We start from the raw sequence: 15,885 nt of genomic DNA, 5'->3' as shown, positions 1-15,885 counted from the left end.
AGGATTTTTGAGACTGAAGACTATAGGGGGACTCGTGACGAACGGAGCGCTTATCCCCCTTCAGGCTTCAGTCTCTATCCGGTCACCATCATGAAAGTCGAAAGTTGCGTGAAATCCAGATGCAGGGTCCTTTCCGTCCCCTTGCCGAATGCAGCATGGAAGGCCATCGGATGCGGTGTTGATGGTCATGCCGTGCGCATCGCTTACGTCTCCAGACTGAGATACGTCCTCATCGTATCGATGAGCTGATGAAACAGGTCGAATCGTCATCGTCGTCGTCCTGATCCGTGTCCGGAGGTGGGGGCATCTGTTCCGCCAACGCCGCCAACACTCGGTCGGCGAGGAGGGCGTGTGTGGCCGTGGTGGGATGTCTTTCGTCCCAGAAAAGATGCCCGGCACCGTCAAAATTATTTTCGATTTGAAAATTAGGCGACGGATCGGTCACGTTGCTGAAGCCGAAGGCGGCAGGATCGTTTAGAATCTCCAGGAAAAAAGAAAATACATCGAATTCGTAAAAAGCGACCGCCGGGTGTTCGCCAATGAACCGGGTGATCAGGTTGCCCAGTTCGGCGTTGAAATTGAGCGAAAAAGCAGTTGCCGCGGCAGCTTCCGGCGTGCCCAGGGTGTCGGGAATGGCGCCCAGGTCGGGCAGATTCAACACCAGTATATGCCGGGCCTCATTCGCCACAAGACGCGCCATCGCCGTTTCGATGTTGTCCGCCGAAGCCTGGAAGTCTCCGTTTCCGTTGAGGAAATCATTTCCACCAATCCATATGATGAAGAGTGAATCGCGGGACAACGGGGGGCCCTCGACAGCGATGTAGACGTTCACCTGTTCAACCAGGCCCGGCGGCACCAGTCCGTCGGTTTGAGCACCGCCGAGAGCACGGTCATCCAGGGACGTATTCAGACGCGGCAGGTCGGCCAGATATTCGACCCACACCGGACCATTGGAAAAGCGTCCCTGATAATAGATGGCCGGATCCGGCCGGGGCTGGTTTTCGATCAGGAGGAGATTACCGTTGTCCGACAGACTGTCGCCGAATACGACGATCTCATCAAAAGCGGCTGCAACACCGTTGGCGGCGGAAAGGATGAACAGAAACACCATTGCGGCCCTGGCTGTTTTCCGGATAATTCCCTTCATGTTACGTCTCCATGGCAAGGGGTTGACGTCGGTGAAGCGCGAAGAAGGCGAGCATTGATATTTCAACTTCCGGCTTTCGTGGCGGTCTCTGCAAAGCGGCGGCCGCCTGAAGGGCATAAAGACACCGTCCGTGGCGGACGCACCCCATTCAGTCTTCAGCCTTCAGTCTCAACAGGAGGATCACCGGCCTGGACGGGTTGCGTGCAGGGAAGCAACCCAGCAGGTTCCGGCGACACTTGAATGAAACCGTCCACGGCGCGGGCCGTATTCTACCGGCCCCGACCGATGAATCCCGAAAGTTGTATATTTAATAAGAATATCTATTAAACAGAATTTGGCAACTCACATCGTTATTTTACTTTTCAAGGGAATCATGGACCGGCGATTCCCATGCGTGATGTGGAGGGGGGGGGTGCTATTTCACGGCCCCCATCGTGAAGCCGGAGATAAAACGATCCAGAAAGAAGGTGTACAGGATCGCCGCGGGAATACAGGGAATCAACGCCCCCGCCATGAGGGGTCCCCACCGGAAGACATCCCCCCTGACCAGCTCCGTTGGAACACCGACACTGATCGTTTTCTGGGCCGATACGGAAACAAACGACAAGGCATAGATAAATTCATGCATGGTCAAGGTAAACGCAAACACCACAACCGTCAGGATACCGGATACGGACAGCGGGAAAACGATTTTCACCATCGCGCCGAATCGGCTGCATCCGTCGATCATGGCCTGTTCCTCGATGTCTTTTGGAATGGACTTGAAAAAACCCATCAGAAGCCATGTGCAGAAAGGAATGGTAAAGGTGGGGTAGATCAGGATCAGAGCACCCAGTGATTCGTGAAGTCCGAGCAGGCTGATGATCTTTGAAAGGGGGATGAACAGCAGTGTCGGCGGGACGAGATAGGTCATGAAAATGCCGATGCCCAGATTTTCCCCGAGCTTTCCGCTCCACCGTTCCAGGCTGTATGCCGCGGGAACGGAAATGAGCAATGTAATGACGACCACCACAATGCCGACCCAGACGGTATTGAAGAGATATTTACTCAACTTTCGACTTTCATAGGCCGTATCCTCCCGGCACCTCTTTCCGGTTACCATCATGAAAGTCGAAAGTTGAAATATTTATAGAACAGGGTGTGAAACAGCAGTTCCCGAAGATGATCCAGGGTGGCCGGTTCATTGAGCACCTGGGTGCTGTGAACAGGGCCGCCGCGCGTCAGGACATACACCACTGTCATATCCGTAAAGGTGAAGATCAATCCGAACAGCAGGGAAATCGGCACCGTCCAGGGGAGAAGAATCAGAAACCGAACCAGCCATTTCCCCCGGAAGTCGGCGGAAAGGACCATCGCAAGAATATTGGACAAAATGAGGACGATGATCTGGGAAGAAAGCGTAAAAATAAACGTGTTCATCAGCGCTTTTCGAAAAATTGGGTCCCCGAGGACGGCCTGGAAATTTTTCAGTCCGATGAAATGCAGCTCGGCGGATCCTGTTGTGGCATCGCTCAAGCTGTAAAATACGGCAAGGACCAGCGGAAATCCGATCATTGCGACGATATACAGAATCGCGGGTGCTATCATTGCCGCCGACAGCACCTTCCGGTTGTCCAGCCAGTATCCTCCCATCGTCGGATTCTCTTCAACAAGTGTTTCCTGGACGGCTGTCATAACGATCCTTGTGGTGGATAAGCGGTGAGTTGTGATTGACCCGGTTTAGGGTGTTCAGGGGCCGATGCCGGCATTTTTGCTGATACCGGTTTCGGCGTCGAAAAATCTCAGATCCCGGTCGGCGATCGCAAAGGTGTGGGTCTTTCCTTTTTCAACAGGGACGTTGGCTCTGGAAGGGAGCCTTGCGATCACATGTTTTTGAGACGAAAGGGAATGATATAGTTGTAGACCAGATGTTCACAGGCCCAGCGGGTCCCCCTCGGACCTTTCAGTGCGGGAACGAAGAGAACGTCTCTCGCAATTTCAGGAACCTCTTTCTGGGCTGATCGATAGGCGGACAGAGAATTGAGGATATAAGCGGCTTTTCCGGCGATCAGCGCCTGGTTGTTCGACACCGGCACCCATGCGAAGACTTCCGGCGTCATAGATGGCAGGTTAACTGGATATCCGTTTTGATCAGCCCCGATGATTACCGCCTGGTGTAATTCATTCAACTGTCGATTTTCATAGGCCGGTGCCGGGAGGATACGGACCGCGCCCCGCGCGATTTCGTTCAAGTGCCGCTGAATGGGCTCGGCCGTATCCTCCCGGCACCTCTATCCGGTCACCGTCATGAAAGCCGAAAGTTGAATCATTCAGATGAGTGGGGCGTTGACGAACAGATTTCAAAAATTCACTTGACATTCATTGATCGGGTTTTATTTTAAGATCTGAGAAAAGCAAACTATCCGAAAGGGTGGGACGCAAAGCCGCTGGCCTAAATCGTAGTTGGAAGACTATGACACGGTAGCAGGGTTGCCTCATTTTTTTTTGCCCTTCTTCCGGGCATCGTTTTTCCTTCCTGCCTGATCCGTTACCCTCCGTATTTATCATCCAAGACCACGAAACGAAGCCTGTGCCTTCAGAATGATAATCTTCAGCCTTCAGTCCCTGAACGGATTTGACCGGGGGCGGATAAATGCTCAGATTACGTTATTATGGAAGGAGCAAACTTGATGGCTATTGTCGGCATTCATGAGCGGACGGATTTGAGGGGCCGGGTTGGGGTTTTCGAGAACCGGATCCATGCCGGGATTCTGCTCGGCGAGATGCTGGCGCCTTATCCGCTGGATAACGGCATTGTTCTCGGGATTCCCGCAGGCGGGGTTCCGGTGGGGCTGGCTGTGGCGGATCGCCTGGGGCTGCCTTTCGACGTGGCGGTGGTCAGCAAGATCACGCTGCCCTGGGATACGGAGGCCGGTTATGGTGCTTTGGCCTTCGACGGGACCTGCCAATTGAACACCGCCCTGATCGCGCAACTGCGATTGTCGGAAGAACAGATCGCGGAGGGCATCCGAAAGACCCGGTCAAAGGTGGCGGGTCGGTCGGAGCGGTTCCGGGGAAAGCGGCCTTTCCCGGAGGTGAAAGGGCGTCCGGTGATCCTCGTGGATGACGGGCTGGCCTCCGGATTCACCATGAAAACCGCCGTCGAAGCGCTGCGAAACGCCGGGGCGGATACGCTGATCGCTGCGATCCCCACGGCGCATGACCGGGCGGCAGCGGATATTGCGGATCTTACGGAGGGCGTCTTCTGCGTTAACATCCGCGAAGGCGGCCGGTTTGCCGTGGCGGAAGCCTATCGGCACTGGAACGATGTGAGTGAGGACGAAGTGATGGACATGCTGAAGCAGGAAGACCGCCGACAGAAGCTGCCGAGCCGTTACGAGGAGGAGCGGGAAGATGGTACGGGATAAACCCCGGATCCGGGTCTATTACGACGGGGCGTGCCCGCAGTGCGTCAAGGACAGGCGGACCTATGAGAAACTGTCGGGGCGCTCAAAAGACGATATCCAGTGGATCGATATCACGGGCAAGGAGCGTTTTCTGCGTTCGATGGGCATCGACCCTGAAAAGGCATTGAAGGCATTGCATGTTCAGGATGAGAACCGGCAAACGCTCTCGGAAATCGACGCATACGTCCTGCTGATGAAGCGGGTTCCCATATTGAAGCTTCCGGCAATGATCATCGGGCTGCCCTGGATTCGCCAGGTGCTGTCAAGGCTGTATCGTTGGTCTGTCAATCGCAGATTGCGCCGTACCGGAAGGACGTAACCCGGAAGAACACGCCGCTTTCGGAAAACGTAACCGCTCCGCCTCGAATATCGCGAGGGCGTGAGGTGCGGTCCCACCGTGAGATCGGCAGCCGGCGGGCGCCTTTTCGGAAGCGCAATGCGGACCGCTCCCCGCCGGCTGCAAAAATCGTGTGAATCAGGATTCGGCCCGCCTCACATACCTATATGCGAGGCCGTCGGCCGAGAACCATAAACACGACCGCCAGAATCAGACCAATGACAAAGGTTATCCATGCAATTTCGACGGCGACGCCGGCGATGCCGGTGAAACCCAATACGCCGGCGATAATGGCGATAATCAGAAATGTGGCTGCGTATCCTATCATGTTTATCTCCTTTATTCAGTTTTTGGCACTGTCTATTCGGTCATTGTCGCAAAAGTCGATGTTGCGTTCTTCGTTTGCGCAAGCGGCGCTGCTCCGGTGCTTCACTGAGCGCTTACCGCCGATGATCCCTGGACGACTTTCCGGTCGAATCACGGGTTGCTCGTCTCGAGGTTGTCCACCACTTGCACCACGCCCTCAACGCTTCGGGCGACGCTCAATGCAAGCGATTTCTCTTTTTCGTTTTCAACCATACCGGTCAGCGTGACAACGCCCTTGTCGGCGTCAACGTCGATGTTGAGGGAGTGAACACCGGGTTCCGCCATCAATTTGGCTTTGATTTTACTCACCAGCACCGCATCGTCGACGTAATCGCCGGCGCTCAGTTTCCCGATCTGAAGGTTGTCCCGAACGGATTTGACGCCGGAGACGTTCCCCGCGATTTCAACGGCCCTGGCGGCATGCTGTTTGCCGTCCACGACACCGGTCAGCGTCACAACCCCGCCGACGACATCCACGTCGATTTTGGCTGCACTGACATCGGGTGATTTTGCCAGGGCGGTCTTGACATTTGCCGAGAGCGCGGTGTCGTCCACCATTCCTCCCATATTACGCTCATCGCTGCCGACTTTGTACCCTCCCGCAGCGCCGCCGCCCACCAGGGCCGGACCGCACCCGATGGGAACCACAAATAAGAGTATCAGGGATAAGAACCACCATTTTCCGACCATTTTGTTTCCTGCAGTTTTCATCGCGACGCTCCTTTTTCTTGGTGTTGAGTGATGATTGAGTGCCGGGGCCCGATGCGTTCGGGATCCGGCGTGTCCGACCGAAGAGCGGCCGACTGTCGGGTCTATTCACATAACTATACGCATGGAAGTTGCCCGCGCCAATACATTGTCGACCCCAATTGCATCGTATTTTCAGGGTAGCCGACTTTCGACGTTCCCTCGCTGTTCATCCTTGACCTCGAAAATCCGATTTCGTATAGTTTCGCACGAGAAGCACGTCCGATCCGGAAACGACAGAATATCGGCTTTATCGCTTTTTTCGCCGGGATGCCGGATGGTCTGACGATTTTTTGCCGTTCACCGGCGGAATGGGTCGGCGCTGATACGGGAGGGGGGTGAAAATGGGACAGGATACCGATCGTCAGACAAAGCTGGCGGACGAAATACTGGCATCTCAGAAAACGCGCTCGGATCTGTTGAAGTGGAAACTCGTCATTTGCGCGGTTCTGGGTGCCGCCGGATTGGGATTCGCCAAGGATGCCAGTCGTACGAGTATTGTACTGCTGGCGTTGATTCCTCCGGCCTGCCTGTATGTCGATCTTCTTTGTACCAATATCAATTTGCGAATCATGGTCATCGGCAGATATTATTCAGAGGTCCGGAAAGACCGGTATGAACAGTTTGTTGAGAAACGAAGAATCTCATTTGCCCTTGAAGACTGGGCACTTTACGGTTCGACCTATGTGATTGCCATTCTCTTGATTTTATCCGGCATTGCTATCCTGGCTCTTCGGATATATCGCTATTCCGGAAATCTGGCAGATATCAACGCGGTTGTCGGGCTTGCGGAATGCATGGCCGTTCTGGTCTCTGCTGCGCTCTCCATCCGGCTGACCCACATGACGATCAAGGCCTTCAAGCTTGCCCTGTCACATCAAAAATTTGAGGGTGAGAAGAATATCGAAAGCGCCTTTTTGCAGGAGTTGACCGGATCGAAACGGCTTCGTCGGGTCATGAGTTGTCTGCTTGGGTTTGGACTGAAAAATGAAGAAGAAGGATGAATTGATTGCCGGTTATCTGTTGGATCGGTATGGCCGAGAGGATGCCGTGAAACTTTACGGTTTTCTCAGATCTCACGGTACGTTCGATTTCAAGCGGCTGGGAAACGGATTGTTTCCCGCAACCACGGCACCGGATCAGGATTCTTCCGGTTATCAGTATGTCTGGGTCAGAGACAATGTTCATATCGCTCATGCCCACTATCAGTGGGGCGATATCGCGGCGGCGGCTCAAACGGCCGAAACGCTGATGACTTTTTTTCAGTCGCAGCGCAAAAGAATGAGAGCGATCATTCAGGATCCTTTGTTGGCGTCAGATCCAATGAACCGCCCGCACGTTCGATTCGACGGCAGGCGGCTGAGAGAACTCGATCAGAAGTGGGCCCACGCGCAAAACGACGCATTGGGCTATTTCCTCTGGTTTTATAGCCGGCTGGCGAAAGCAAAAGCGGTGCCGTGGACGGAAGACGAACAGGCATGTCTGACGGATCTTGTAGCGTATTTTCAGACCATACGATATTGGGAAGATAAAGACAGCGGGCACTGGGAAGAAGAGCGCAAGGTCAGCGCATCCTCCATCGGGACGGTGGTTGCGGGTCTGCGCGAGTTTTCAGGATTGGACGGCAATGCCGGACCTGACGTGGCAGGGTTGCGCGCCAGGGGAGAGACCGTTCTGGAAACGATCCTGCCGTATGAGTCCCGGCCGTCAAGAAGGTACGATGCCGCCCTCCTGTTTCTCATCTATCCGTTGAACGTGGTTTCCCGGGATCAGGCGGCCGTGATCCTCAGGGACGTCAAGGAAAATCTGGAAGGCCATATCGGGATCAGAAGATACCTGAACGATTCATACTGGTGTCCGGACTACCGGAAGATTTTCAGGACGAAGGAACGAACCCGGGACTTCTCCGACACCATGCAAGCCCGGGATGCCCATATCAGGTTCGGCCGGGAGGCCCAGTGGTGCATTTTTGACGCGCTGATTTCCTGCATTTATGCCCATCAACCCAGCCTGACGAAAGATGGAGAAGGCCTTCAAGCCTATCATCTCAATCGTGCATTACGCCAGCTTACCGAATCGGCGGACGGGAGGCTGTTGTGTCCCGAGGCCTACTTCCTGGAAAAAAACGCGTATACGCCAAACGATCACGTACCCCTCCAGTGGGCCCAGGCCAACCTGAGGCTGGCAATTCATTTTTTTTGCACCCCTGCCGAGTCCCACCCCGACCGCCTCCGATTCCCGGTTCGTTTTACGCGTCCGTGACCCGATCGATAGGAACGGCGGTCGATCACGGGCAAGCCTCCCGCGTCTGAAAGCCGCGTTGCACAAAGCCGTTGTCATGGCTGTAATCCGTGCATCAGCACCAGGGTATCTTTTTTGACCCTGGACAGGGCCGCCACATAGTCGCATTTAATGCGCAATAAAAAGAAAATCCGATCATCCCCCAACGGCCACAACGTCTCAAAATTCCCCTGACCTTTGGAAAGAATCACGTCCGCGGATTGAAATACCTGCTGAAACGCCGCGGTCGTTTCGGCAAGAATCGTTCCCGGGTATACGCTGCCGCTGGAAATGACCGGTATAAGGCGGTCAAGTCCGACGGTTTTGGCATCCTCCAATGTCGCATCATTGATGATCGGTTTATCGCGGACCGCCCCCACTATCCGAAGATTCGGATAAAGCCGCTGGAGCACCTCTATGAACAGCCTATCAAAAACAATTTCACCGCTGTTGTCAAAGAGGTAGAGGAGTGTTGCCGCGCTTTCAAGCGCTTTTTTCAGCGGCGCGATATCATATCGGGCAAAGGGGACTTCGGTAAGGATCCGGAGTTCCTCGTCCAGATTCATCGTATCATAACTTCTGGCACCAAAATCTATGACATTCCCCGCCGCGGCAATCTGCAATCCGGTTTCAAACGGACATTCGTCGTCGTCTATCGTTTTCTGAAGCATGCCTGCGTATTTCAAAGAGAGAATGTTGGATTTTTCTTTCAGTTTCGCGTAGATGTCAAAGGCCGGCGATTCACCCAGTTCCTGAATGATCGCGTCCGCCACACGGCGAACGACATGCTGAACCAATATATCTCCTGCCTTGGCTTTTTCCAGGGCGGCCCTGGCCGCGGCGATGATGCGTTCGGTTTGGTCTTCAGTGAGTTCCGCAAAACGCGCTGCTGAACGAGCCTGATTCATGATGCAGGCATGGCAATATGACGCGATGCCGGCAAAAGGGTTGTTTTTTTCTTCAGCAAATCCCATAGAATATTTTCCGTTTTTTTCTGATAACGCAACTTTCGACTTTCATAGGCCGGTTACCATCATGAAAGTCAGCGTTGAATGATACCATTGCGGTCAATCGGCCGGCTGCCACAAGGCCGTGCTAACCCAGAATGTTCATGACCGCGCGCTCGGCGGCGCCCAGAGCGCCCTCGAGATACCCGCCTTGGACGTCGGCGGTTTCCGTGCCGGCGAAATGGCAGGTGCCGTCCCAGATGGCGCTTCTGCCGGCGGGGACGTGGTATTGGGGATGCGTGTACATCGGCGGCTGATCGAATGTGGTGGCCGTGAAGCGTTCGCGTGCCCAGTCCTGGTAAAAAAAGGCCGTGGGCCGGGCGGCCTGGGCGCCGAAGATGACGGCCAGTTGGGCCATGATCGCATCGGTCAGGGTAGCGGTCTGGTTGCGTTGGGCCGCGGGAATGCCCACAAAGCCTGTGAGACCAAAGGGCCCCTTGTCGTGGTTGGATCCGTCGTGGATCTCGCCCAGGGGCCCGCGCTCGCTGAAGGCCTGGCCGGAGAGGCCCGTCTGCCGCCAGAAGGGTTCGTCGTATATGGCGGAGAATTTTGCCTGGCCCGCCATCCACGTCCCGATTTTCAGCATTGCCTGGGTCAGTTGGTGGGACAGTTCAGGCGTAAAGAGAATGGTGGCGGCGGCAAGACGGGGCGGCAGGGCGAGAATCAACTGATTGGCCCTGAACCGGGCCCAGGGCGGTTTTTCCAGCTCGCCGACGCTGACCAGAATGCCGCCGACTGTTTTTTCGATGTCGCACACCGGGTGATTGCATCTCACGGCGTTTTCAGGAATGCCTTCGCGGAGTTTCCGGATCAGTGAATGCATGCCCCCGAAAAGTCGCCGGGAAGGCGGTTCCATGGGATATCCGCGGACGGTCTGGACGGCGCCGTCGGATCGTTGAAAACGTCCCAGGCCCGTTTCAAACTGGGGATAGCTGTTGAGGCCCAGGGTTTCAATCAGGTGCGTTATTTTCGGATGAATCGCCGGCCAGTACCAGGAAGGGCCGAGATCGGAGAAAAACCCCTGGTACCCAGGACATAGAATCCTGCCGCCGATGCGCTCACGCGCTTCAAGGACAACGAAGGAGGTGTTTTTCCGGGACAGCAGCCAGGCGGCATAAATACCGCTCAGACCGCCGCCGACAATGAGGGTGTCGACGGTTTCTACAGACATCATGACAAACCCTTTTCTGCTCGAACATTTTGCAACCCGATCTGGTGAGTTCCGGATCGGAAAATATCAAGGTACTGCACGATTTGTGCCGAAACAGATCCCCTGGTGCCGGCTGTTGAGGCTGAAGACCGAAGGGTGAAGACTGAAGGGGCACGCCTCTAATCACTTAATCCTGATAATGAATTAACGCCGGTAACGTTTTTCAGGTGGGAGGGTAACGCACCCTTGACACAAAGGCACAAATGGGATCCGAGCGTCATGATCGTGACGGATGCGATGCCGTTTCAGGCGTACCGCTTCGCTGTTCCTCGGATGCGGTGGGCGGCAGACCGACGGCGGTGCGCGGACAAACCGACCTGGGTGATCATCGTTCGCCGAAGATCAGCAATATCGCCAGAAACGGCGCGATTACAAAAAATGACGCTACGATGAAGACGATAAAGAGTCGGTCTTTCAGCCTGTCTGTGGATGCATCAATCCGTTCAATCCGTTCAAGGCGATCCTCGGTTTTCATGGCCCGGCGCTTTCGAAACCAGGTCAAGAGGGCTAAAACCATGGTCGCGACCGGGTAACTGACGACCAGTACGGCAAAAAAGATGACAATGTTGGTTATCGCAATCATAATACAATATCTCAGTGCTGCAGCGACATGTCAATCCCGGATTCCTGGGGCCCCATCGCCGAAATTTTTCCCGTGGGATGCGTGTGCAACGTCATTTGAGCGTGAACTTGTATTCTCGTGACCGATCATGGGGTGGCCGCCTTCGGTCTCTGAAGGCTGAAGACGGAAGGCTGAAGGGGTGTGCTTGTGACGAACGGAGCCTTTGTGCCCCTTCAGCTTTCAGTCCCTATTCGGTCGCCATAACGGACGTGGACGGTTGCGTTATTGATTGCTGCATTTTTCTCATTAAGGAAAGGGGAAAGCGGTTTTGTTCGGCTCAAGGGATTGGGGAAAAGCGATACGGCATCAGTTATGTGTAAACGCGCAAAACTTGTCCGTGTGGACATGGGTCTCAACCGTCGTGTGTTTCAGCCGCGACAGATGGGAGAGCCGGGAGCCGTATTCCGACGGGCATCGGCGCGCTTTTGAGACGACGGTAATGGCGGCCGCAAGATCGTCGGCATTCAGCGGCCAGACGTGAAGGTCCGCAACAATACTGTCGCCGTCCGATTCAATGGCGTCGACAATGGCGGAATGGATGTCTTTGTCCCTGTGGGCGTCCAGCAGAATCAACGCGCTGCTCCGGAGGAGCCCCCAGGCCCACCTTGCGATCAGAAGGCCGCCGACAATACCCATAACCGGATCGAGAAAAGACCATCCAAAAAACTTTCCCGATATCAGCGCCGCAATTGCGAGTACGGAAGTCAATGCATCCGCTATGACATGCAGATAGGCCGCACGGAGGTTATGGTCGTGCGTATGGTGAGAATGGTCGTGACGGTGATCGTGCTCATGGTCGTGTCCATGATGTTCGCCGCCTTTGCCGTGCAGTATCCGAATGCTCAGGAGATTGACCGCAAAGCCGATGATCGCGACAAGAATGGCCTCGTCAAAGGCGATATTCACCGGATGGACGAAACGACTCAACGATTCGACAATCATGTAAAGGGCGGTGCCCCCCAGAAACAATGCGCTGGTGTAGGCCGACAGAATGCCGAATTTTCCGGTGCCGAAAGCAAATTTCGAGGAATCGGAAAACCGTCTGGCCATCACATATGCGAAGTAGGTGATGCCCAACGCAAACGCGTGGGTTCCCATATGCCAACCGTCCGCCAGGAGGGCCATCGACCCTGTCACGACGCCGGCGATGATTTCAGCGAGCATGGTGATGCCGGTGAGGATAATCACGCTCAACGTCTTCTTTTCATTTTCCTGGTGGGCGCCGTCGAAATTATGCTCGTGCCGTATCCGTCTGATCGTTTTTTCTTGCATGGAAATCGCCGTTCCCTTTTTCTGTATTCTCAACTTTCGACTTTCATCATATTTCAGTCTATAGTCTTTTTACCGAAAGTTGCGTTAAAAAGCGCCGTTTCGTGCTTTGCGTGAGACGGATTTTCTTTCGGAAGGCGCTTGAAAAAGATGTTTTCACGCAAAGACGCAAAGAACGCTAAAGAACTTTAAAGTCTGAAGGGGTACTCCCGTGCTCACATAATCACATAACCACCGTCACGAACGTCGAAAGTTGAGCTGTGTTATCGTAATTGTATACCGCTATCGGATTTTTCCGAGGAGGTCAATGAGCTCATCAATGAGGCGGTCTCTGTTGCCTTCGTGCAATGATGCTTCCTGAATGCATCCCCGCAGGTGATCCCCGACGATTTGCACCCAGACGCCCCGAACGGCACCGGAGACCGAGGCCAGTTGCCGAAGAACCTCTATGCAGTCCCGGTCGTTCTCGATCATGCCGCTTACCCCTCTGATCTGCCCCTCGATGCGGTTGAGCCGCTTGATCAGCCGTTCCTTGTCCTGGCCCGTTCCACAAAACGCCATGTCATCCTCCCGTCAAATATAGTATATGGGGTCATTCCCTATATTGTCAAAAGGCAATTGTCAAGCAGAGATGTAAAGACGTGCGCGCCTGCTCAACCTGGACATCGTTTAACGTAACTTCCGACTTTCATGGGTCGGTGCCGGAAGGGTAGGACCCACGCCCTGCTGCAACGCATTGATGCCGGTTCGGCAACAGGGGCTTGTACGGATTGACTTGGTTGGAAAAAATATTTTAAGATGCCGATCGAATTCGAAAAGCGCGGTTAAGCGGCGCGATGGGATCAGCACTGTTTCAATCACCGGCACGACGGAGGAGTATGACAAATGCCAGGTTTCAGGGAACGGGCCGCCGAGGGCCTTCAGGTTGGGGACACATTCAGAATCTCACGGACCTTTACAGATGAAGACGTTATCCGTTTCGCCCGGATATCGCGGGACTATAACCCGGTTCATTTCGATGCACGTTTTGCTGAAGCACGGAATTTTCCGGCACCGATTTGTCATGGACTTCTGGCGGCAAGCCTGGTTACCGAAATCGGCGGACAGATTGGATGGCTGGCGTCCGCGATGAACTTCCGATTCAAAGGACCCGTATATGTGGGTGAAACGATTACATGCAGCTGGGTCATCACGGCCATCGACCCAAAAGGTCGCGCCACAGCATCCGTCACGATCACCAGAGAAGACGGCGTCACCGTGATCGAAGCGGAAATCGGCGGTGTCGTGCCGGGACCCGAGGAGCGTAAGATCCTGAATCGGATGCTGTCGGAAGGGGATCCGACAAATGGGCTGACGGCTGCACGGCGGGACCGGGAGGCGAACACCGAAACATGACGACCGCACCAGCACGGATCCGTGGTTTCACTGCGCGTTGTTGCTGTACGAATCCAATGCCTCCCGATTGATTTGTGGTCGTCAGATATTATGTTTTGATTCAAGACGCATGACAGGGAAAGACAGTAACTGTCATGAAATCGAGTTTATCAGGAGGTTGCTATGGAATCGTCACATGCTGTGGAAACATCATATCGGAAGGATAAAGCCGCCATGTGCTGTGCAATGGGAAAAAAGAGAATGATGGATGCTCTCAGATCCTGTGATTACTGCACAACCAGCATGGAGGAACGCAGTTCGTGCTATAAGGCGGTCGCCAAGGACAGCGGCCTTCGCACCAAAACCTGCATCATGATGTAAAGACATGACATAACGCGTTGATTCAATGAAGTGTTGCTCTATGCCGGGATCAGGCAGGCTCGACCCTAAGACCTGCTTGTCCCGGCTTTTTTAATTTTTCCGGCCCCTTCAGCCTATGAGAGCGGAATATGAGCGGACGCTGTCTTCTGGTGAAGATAAATCAGTGCAAGGTGATATAACGGCTGTTAATAATACCGTTAATCAACAGGTAGACGCCAATGATCAGGACGGTATAACCGAATATGAAGTATATTACCCTGAACCAGGGGGGCGGCATCACGGCTTCTGCGTTTTCCAGTTTGCCTTGTTTCCTCAACCGGTCGACCCATGCCGGTTTCTCCTCTTCGGCTTCATCAACAGAAACACTCCCCGAAAACATAGCCTCATTCATCGGAAAACTGGAAGGCCGAAGGTGGCCGATGAAAAAATGCACGATAAAAATGTAGGTGATGGCCAAAATTGCTTCGGCTCTGTGCAGGAGCGCTGTGATATTCAGGATCCAGCCGGGGAAAAATCGACTGGTCAACAACGGCGCCGTCAGCATCAGACCGGTAACTGCCAGCAACGGCAATCCCCAATAGACCGCCCAGTAATCGAACTTTTCCCAATAAGCCCAGCGATTCAATGCCGGCCGTGAACCGATACCGAAAAGCCACTTGATTTGCTGGACAAAATCCTTCAAATCCTGAAGATTGGGTACCAATGAGTCCGGACCCAAGATGCTCTTGACCGGATTTTTCCAATCCAATCGGGTCAACTGAAAAAGGGTGTGAATCAGGAAACCGACCAGCATCAACACACCCACCCACTTGTGGATGGAAAGTGAATTTTCATATCCGCCAAAAACAGCGTTGAGTTGCTTCCCCCACGCTGTGGCAACAAACAGGCGGCCTAATCCCGTTGCGGTCTGAATAATGAACGTCAGCATCAGGAAAAGGTGAAACAGGCGGTCCGATATACTGAATCGCTTAATGTGCATCGTCACCGTCATTTTTTTTCGTCCTCTTTTTCTCCAATAATTCTCTTAACCCCACCAAAAAGCTATGGGGAATAAAAAAGGCCAATGTGCCGATGAGGAGCACAAGCATGAACCAATAGGTGTAGTACAGTGCGGGAAAGTTTTTTCGGGCTCCCATTGATCCGGGGTCGGGTTGATGAACGATATAGGAAGCAAAAGAAACGCTGGAGCCCTCATGACATTTGGCGCATACATAGGCATGTCTGCGTATGGGATTCATGGACGAGAAATAGTGTTCGATACCGGCTATGGGTTCTCCGCCATGGCATTGACGACAGGTGAGGTTTGCCCGTGTCGTATGGATATCATGGGTTTCGTTAATGTGACAGTCTTCACAGCGCAGGTTGGCGTAAAACTTGATGCCTTGGTGAGAATCGGCCAGGTGATTGCGTATCCGCACCCTGGCGGCACCAGGACTATAAGGAAAAATACCTCGCCTGACGCCGGGTATTTCAACAAAAGGACGCCGGCGGCGAGGCAGGACCTCGTATTCTTCATAGTAGCCGGTGCTGGCTTCATGCTCCTTATAGCGCCGGATGGCGGATGCAACCTCTTCCGCGGCTCCGGCTACGCCGCTGATAGACATTACGCCCACCAGGGTTAACGCCCCCGCAGCTATGAGCAGACTTCGGATACGAATAATGTCGGTCATCGGTCACTCCTGCAGGACTGTTTTGAAGT

At 54.1% G+C, this 15,885-nt stretch carries 18 protein-coding genes and 1 riboswitch; of the genes, 5 read left to right on the top strand and 13 right to left on the bottom strand.

Features of this window, described 5'->3' with window-relative positions; translation table 11 throughout:
• Positions 1-229 precede the first annotated feature (229 nt).
• From dmul_RS17795 to dmul_RS20365, 4 genes are all read right to left on the bottom strand, one after another.
• Positions 230-1,147: an SGNH/GDSL hydrolase family protein gene (locus tag dmul_RS17795; protein WP_020876712.1), complete on the bottom strand. Its 918-nt coding sequence runs from the start codon at positions 1,145-1,147 to the stop codon at positions 230-232.
• 415 nt (positions 1,148-1,562) lie between these two features.
• On the bottom strand, positions 1,563-2,198 hold the full coding sequence (locus tag dmul_RS17790; protein WP_200809292.1) for a carbohydrate ABC transporter permease: 636 nt from the start codon (positions 2,196-2,198) through the stop codon (positions 1,563-1,565).
• 50 nt (positions 2,199-2,248) lie between these two features.
• A complete protein-coding gene (locus dmul_RS20370; RefSeq protein ID WP_020876710.1) occupies positions 2,249-2,821 on the bottom strand; it encodes a carbohydrate ABC transporter permease in 573 nt (190 codons plus the stop codon).
• 188 nt (positions 2,822-3,009) lie between these two features.
• Positions 3,010-3,222, bottom strand: coding sequence for a hypothetical protein (locus tag dmul_RS20365; protein WP_144016445.1), 213 nt, complete (start codon positions 3,220-3,222; stop codon positions 3,010-3,012).
• Between the two features lie 307 nt (positions 3,223-3,529).
• A riboswitch (cyclic di-GMP riboswitch) is annotated at positions 3,530-3,624 on the top strand.
• A gap of 192 nt (positions 3,625-3,816) precedes the next feature.
• Here dmul_RS20365 and dmul_RS17775 point away from each other — a divergent pair.
• Positions 3,817-4,554: a phosphoribosyltransferase gene (locus tag dmul_RS17775; protein WP_020876707.1), complete on the top strand. Its 738-nt coding sequence runs from the start codon at positions 3,817-3,819 to the stop codon at positions 4,552-4,554.
• A complete protein-coding gene (locus tag dmul_RS17770) occupies positions 4,541-4,912 on the top strand; it encodes a thiol-disulfide oxidoreductase DCC family protein (protein WP_020876706.1) in 372 nt (123 codons plus the stop codon). The genes dmul_RS17775 and dmul_RS17770 overlap by 14 nt, the downstream gene beginning before the upstream one ends.
• Positions 4,913-5,093: 181 nt before the next feature.
• On the opposite strand, the gene dmul_RS17765 is transcribed toward dmul_RS17770, so the two are convergent.
• Positions 5,094-5,258: a DUF1328 domain-containing protein gene (locus dmul_RS17765; protein ID WP_020876705.1), complete on the bottom strand. Its 165-nt coding sequence runs from the start codon at positions 5,256-5,258 to the stop codon at positions 5,094-5,096.
• 149 nt (positions 5,259-5,407) lie between these two features.
• The gene (locus tag dmul_RS17760; RefSeq protein WP_020876704.1) at positions 5,408-6,007 is read right to left on the bottom strand and encodes a BON domain-containing protein; all 600 of its coding nucleotides are present in this window, start codon (positions 6,005-6,007) and stop codon (positions 5,408-5,410) included.
• Positions 6,008-6,387: 380 nt separating this feature from the next.
• Between dmul_RS17760 and dmul_RS17755 the strand changes: the two genes are divergently transcribed.
• Together dmul_RS17755 and dmul_RS17750 are read left to right on the top strand one after the other, a co-directional pair.
• Positions 6,388-7,047, top strand: a complete 660-nt coding sequence (locus tag dmul_RS17755) for a hypothetical protein (protein WP_020876703.1) — start codon at positions 6,388-6,390, stop codon at positions 7,045-7,047.
• Complete coding sequence (locus dmul_RS17750) at positions 7,031-8,305, top strand: glycoside hydrolase family 15 protein (RefSeq protein ID WP_020876702.1); 1,275 nt, start codon at positions 7,031-7,033, stop codon at positions 8,303-8,305. Before dmul_RS17755 ends, dmul_RS17750 begins: the two co-directional genes overlap by 17 nt.
• Positions 8,306-8,379: 74 nt before the next feature.
• On the opposite strand, the gene dmul_RS17745 is transcribed toward dmul_RS17750, so the two are convergent.
• The 5 genes from dmul_RS17745 to dmul_RS17725 all read right to left on the bottom strand — a co-directional run bounded on the left by dmul_RS17745 (position 8,380) and on the right by dmul_RS17725 (position 12,992).
• Complete coding sequence (locus dmul_RS17745) at positions 8,380-9,297, bottom strand: damage-control phosphatase ARMT1 family protein (RefSeq protein ID WP_020876701.1); 918 nt, start codon at positions 9,295-9,297, stop codon at positions 8,380-8,382.
• Positions 9,298-9,418: 121 nt separating this feature from the next.
• A complete protein-coding gene (locus tag dmul_RS17740; RefSeq protein WP_020876700.1) occupies positions 9,419-10,504 on the bottom strand; it encodes a flavin monoamine oxidase family protein in 1,086 nt (361 codons plus the stop codon).
• A gap of 361 nt (positions 10,505-10,865) precedes the next feature.
• A complete protein-coding gene (locus dmul_RS17735; RefSeq protein WP_020876699.1) occupies positions 10,866-11,123 on the bottom strand; it encodes a hypothetical protein in 258 nt (85 codons plus the stop codon).
• 345 nt (positions 11,124-11,468) lie between these two features.
• On the bottom strand, positions 11,469-12,434 hold the full coding sequence (dmeF, locus tag dmul_RS17730) for a CDF family Co(II)/Ni(II) efflux transporter DmeF (protein WP_020876698.1): 966 nt from the start codon (positions 12,432-12,434) through the stop codon (positions 11,469-11,471).
• A gap of 279 nt (positions 12,435-12,713) precedes the next feature.
• Positions 12,714-12,992 carry a metal-sensitive transcriptional regulator gene (locus dmul_RS17725; protein WP_020876697.1) on the bottom strand — a complete coding sequence of 93 codons (279 nt, stop codon included), beginning with the start codon at positions 12,990-12,992 and terminating at the stop codon, positions 12,714-12,716.
• Positions 12,993-13,316: 324 nt separating this feature from the next.
• Here dmul_RS17725 and dmul_RS17720 point away from each other — a divergent pair, with 324 nt between their 5' ends.
• A complete protein-coding gene (locus dmul_RS17720) occupies positions 13,317-13,826 on the top strand; it encodes a MaoC family dehydratase (RefSeq protein ID WP_020876696.1) in 510 nt (169 codons plus the stop codon).
• A gap of 520 nt (positions 13,827-14,346) precedes the next feature.
• Here dmul_RS17720 and dmul_RS17710 read toward each other — a convergent pair.
• Both dmul_RS17710 and dmul_RS17705 read right to left on the bottom strand, forming a co-directional pair.
• On the bottom strand, positions 14,347-15,177 hold the full coding sequence (locus dmul_RS17710) for a formate dehydrogenase subunit gamma (RefSeq protein WP_020876694.1): 831 nt from the start codon (positions 15,175-15,177) through the stop codon (positions 14,347-14,349).
• Positions 15,155-15,856: a cytochrome c3 family protein gene (locus dmul_RS17705; RefSeq protein WP_020876693.1), complete on the bottom strand. Its 702-nt coding sequence runs from the start codon at positions 15,854-15,856 to the stop codon at positions 15,155-15,157. Before dmul_RS17705 ends, dmul_RS17710 begins: the two co-directional genes overlap by 23 nt.
• Between the last annotated feature and the right edge of the window lie 29 nt (positions 15,857-15,885).

This window comes from Desulfococcus multivorans (assembly GCF_001854245.1).
GTDB classification, from domain to species: Bacteria; Desulfobacterota; Desulfobacteria; order Desulfobacterales; family Desulfococcaceae; genus Desulfococcus; species Desulfococcus multivorans.
Note: the sequence above shows the minus strand (reverse complement) of the source record. Positions and strands in the feature narration are given on the sequence as shown.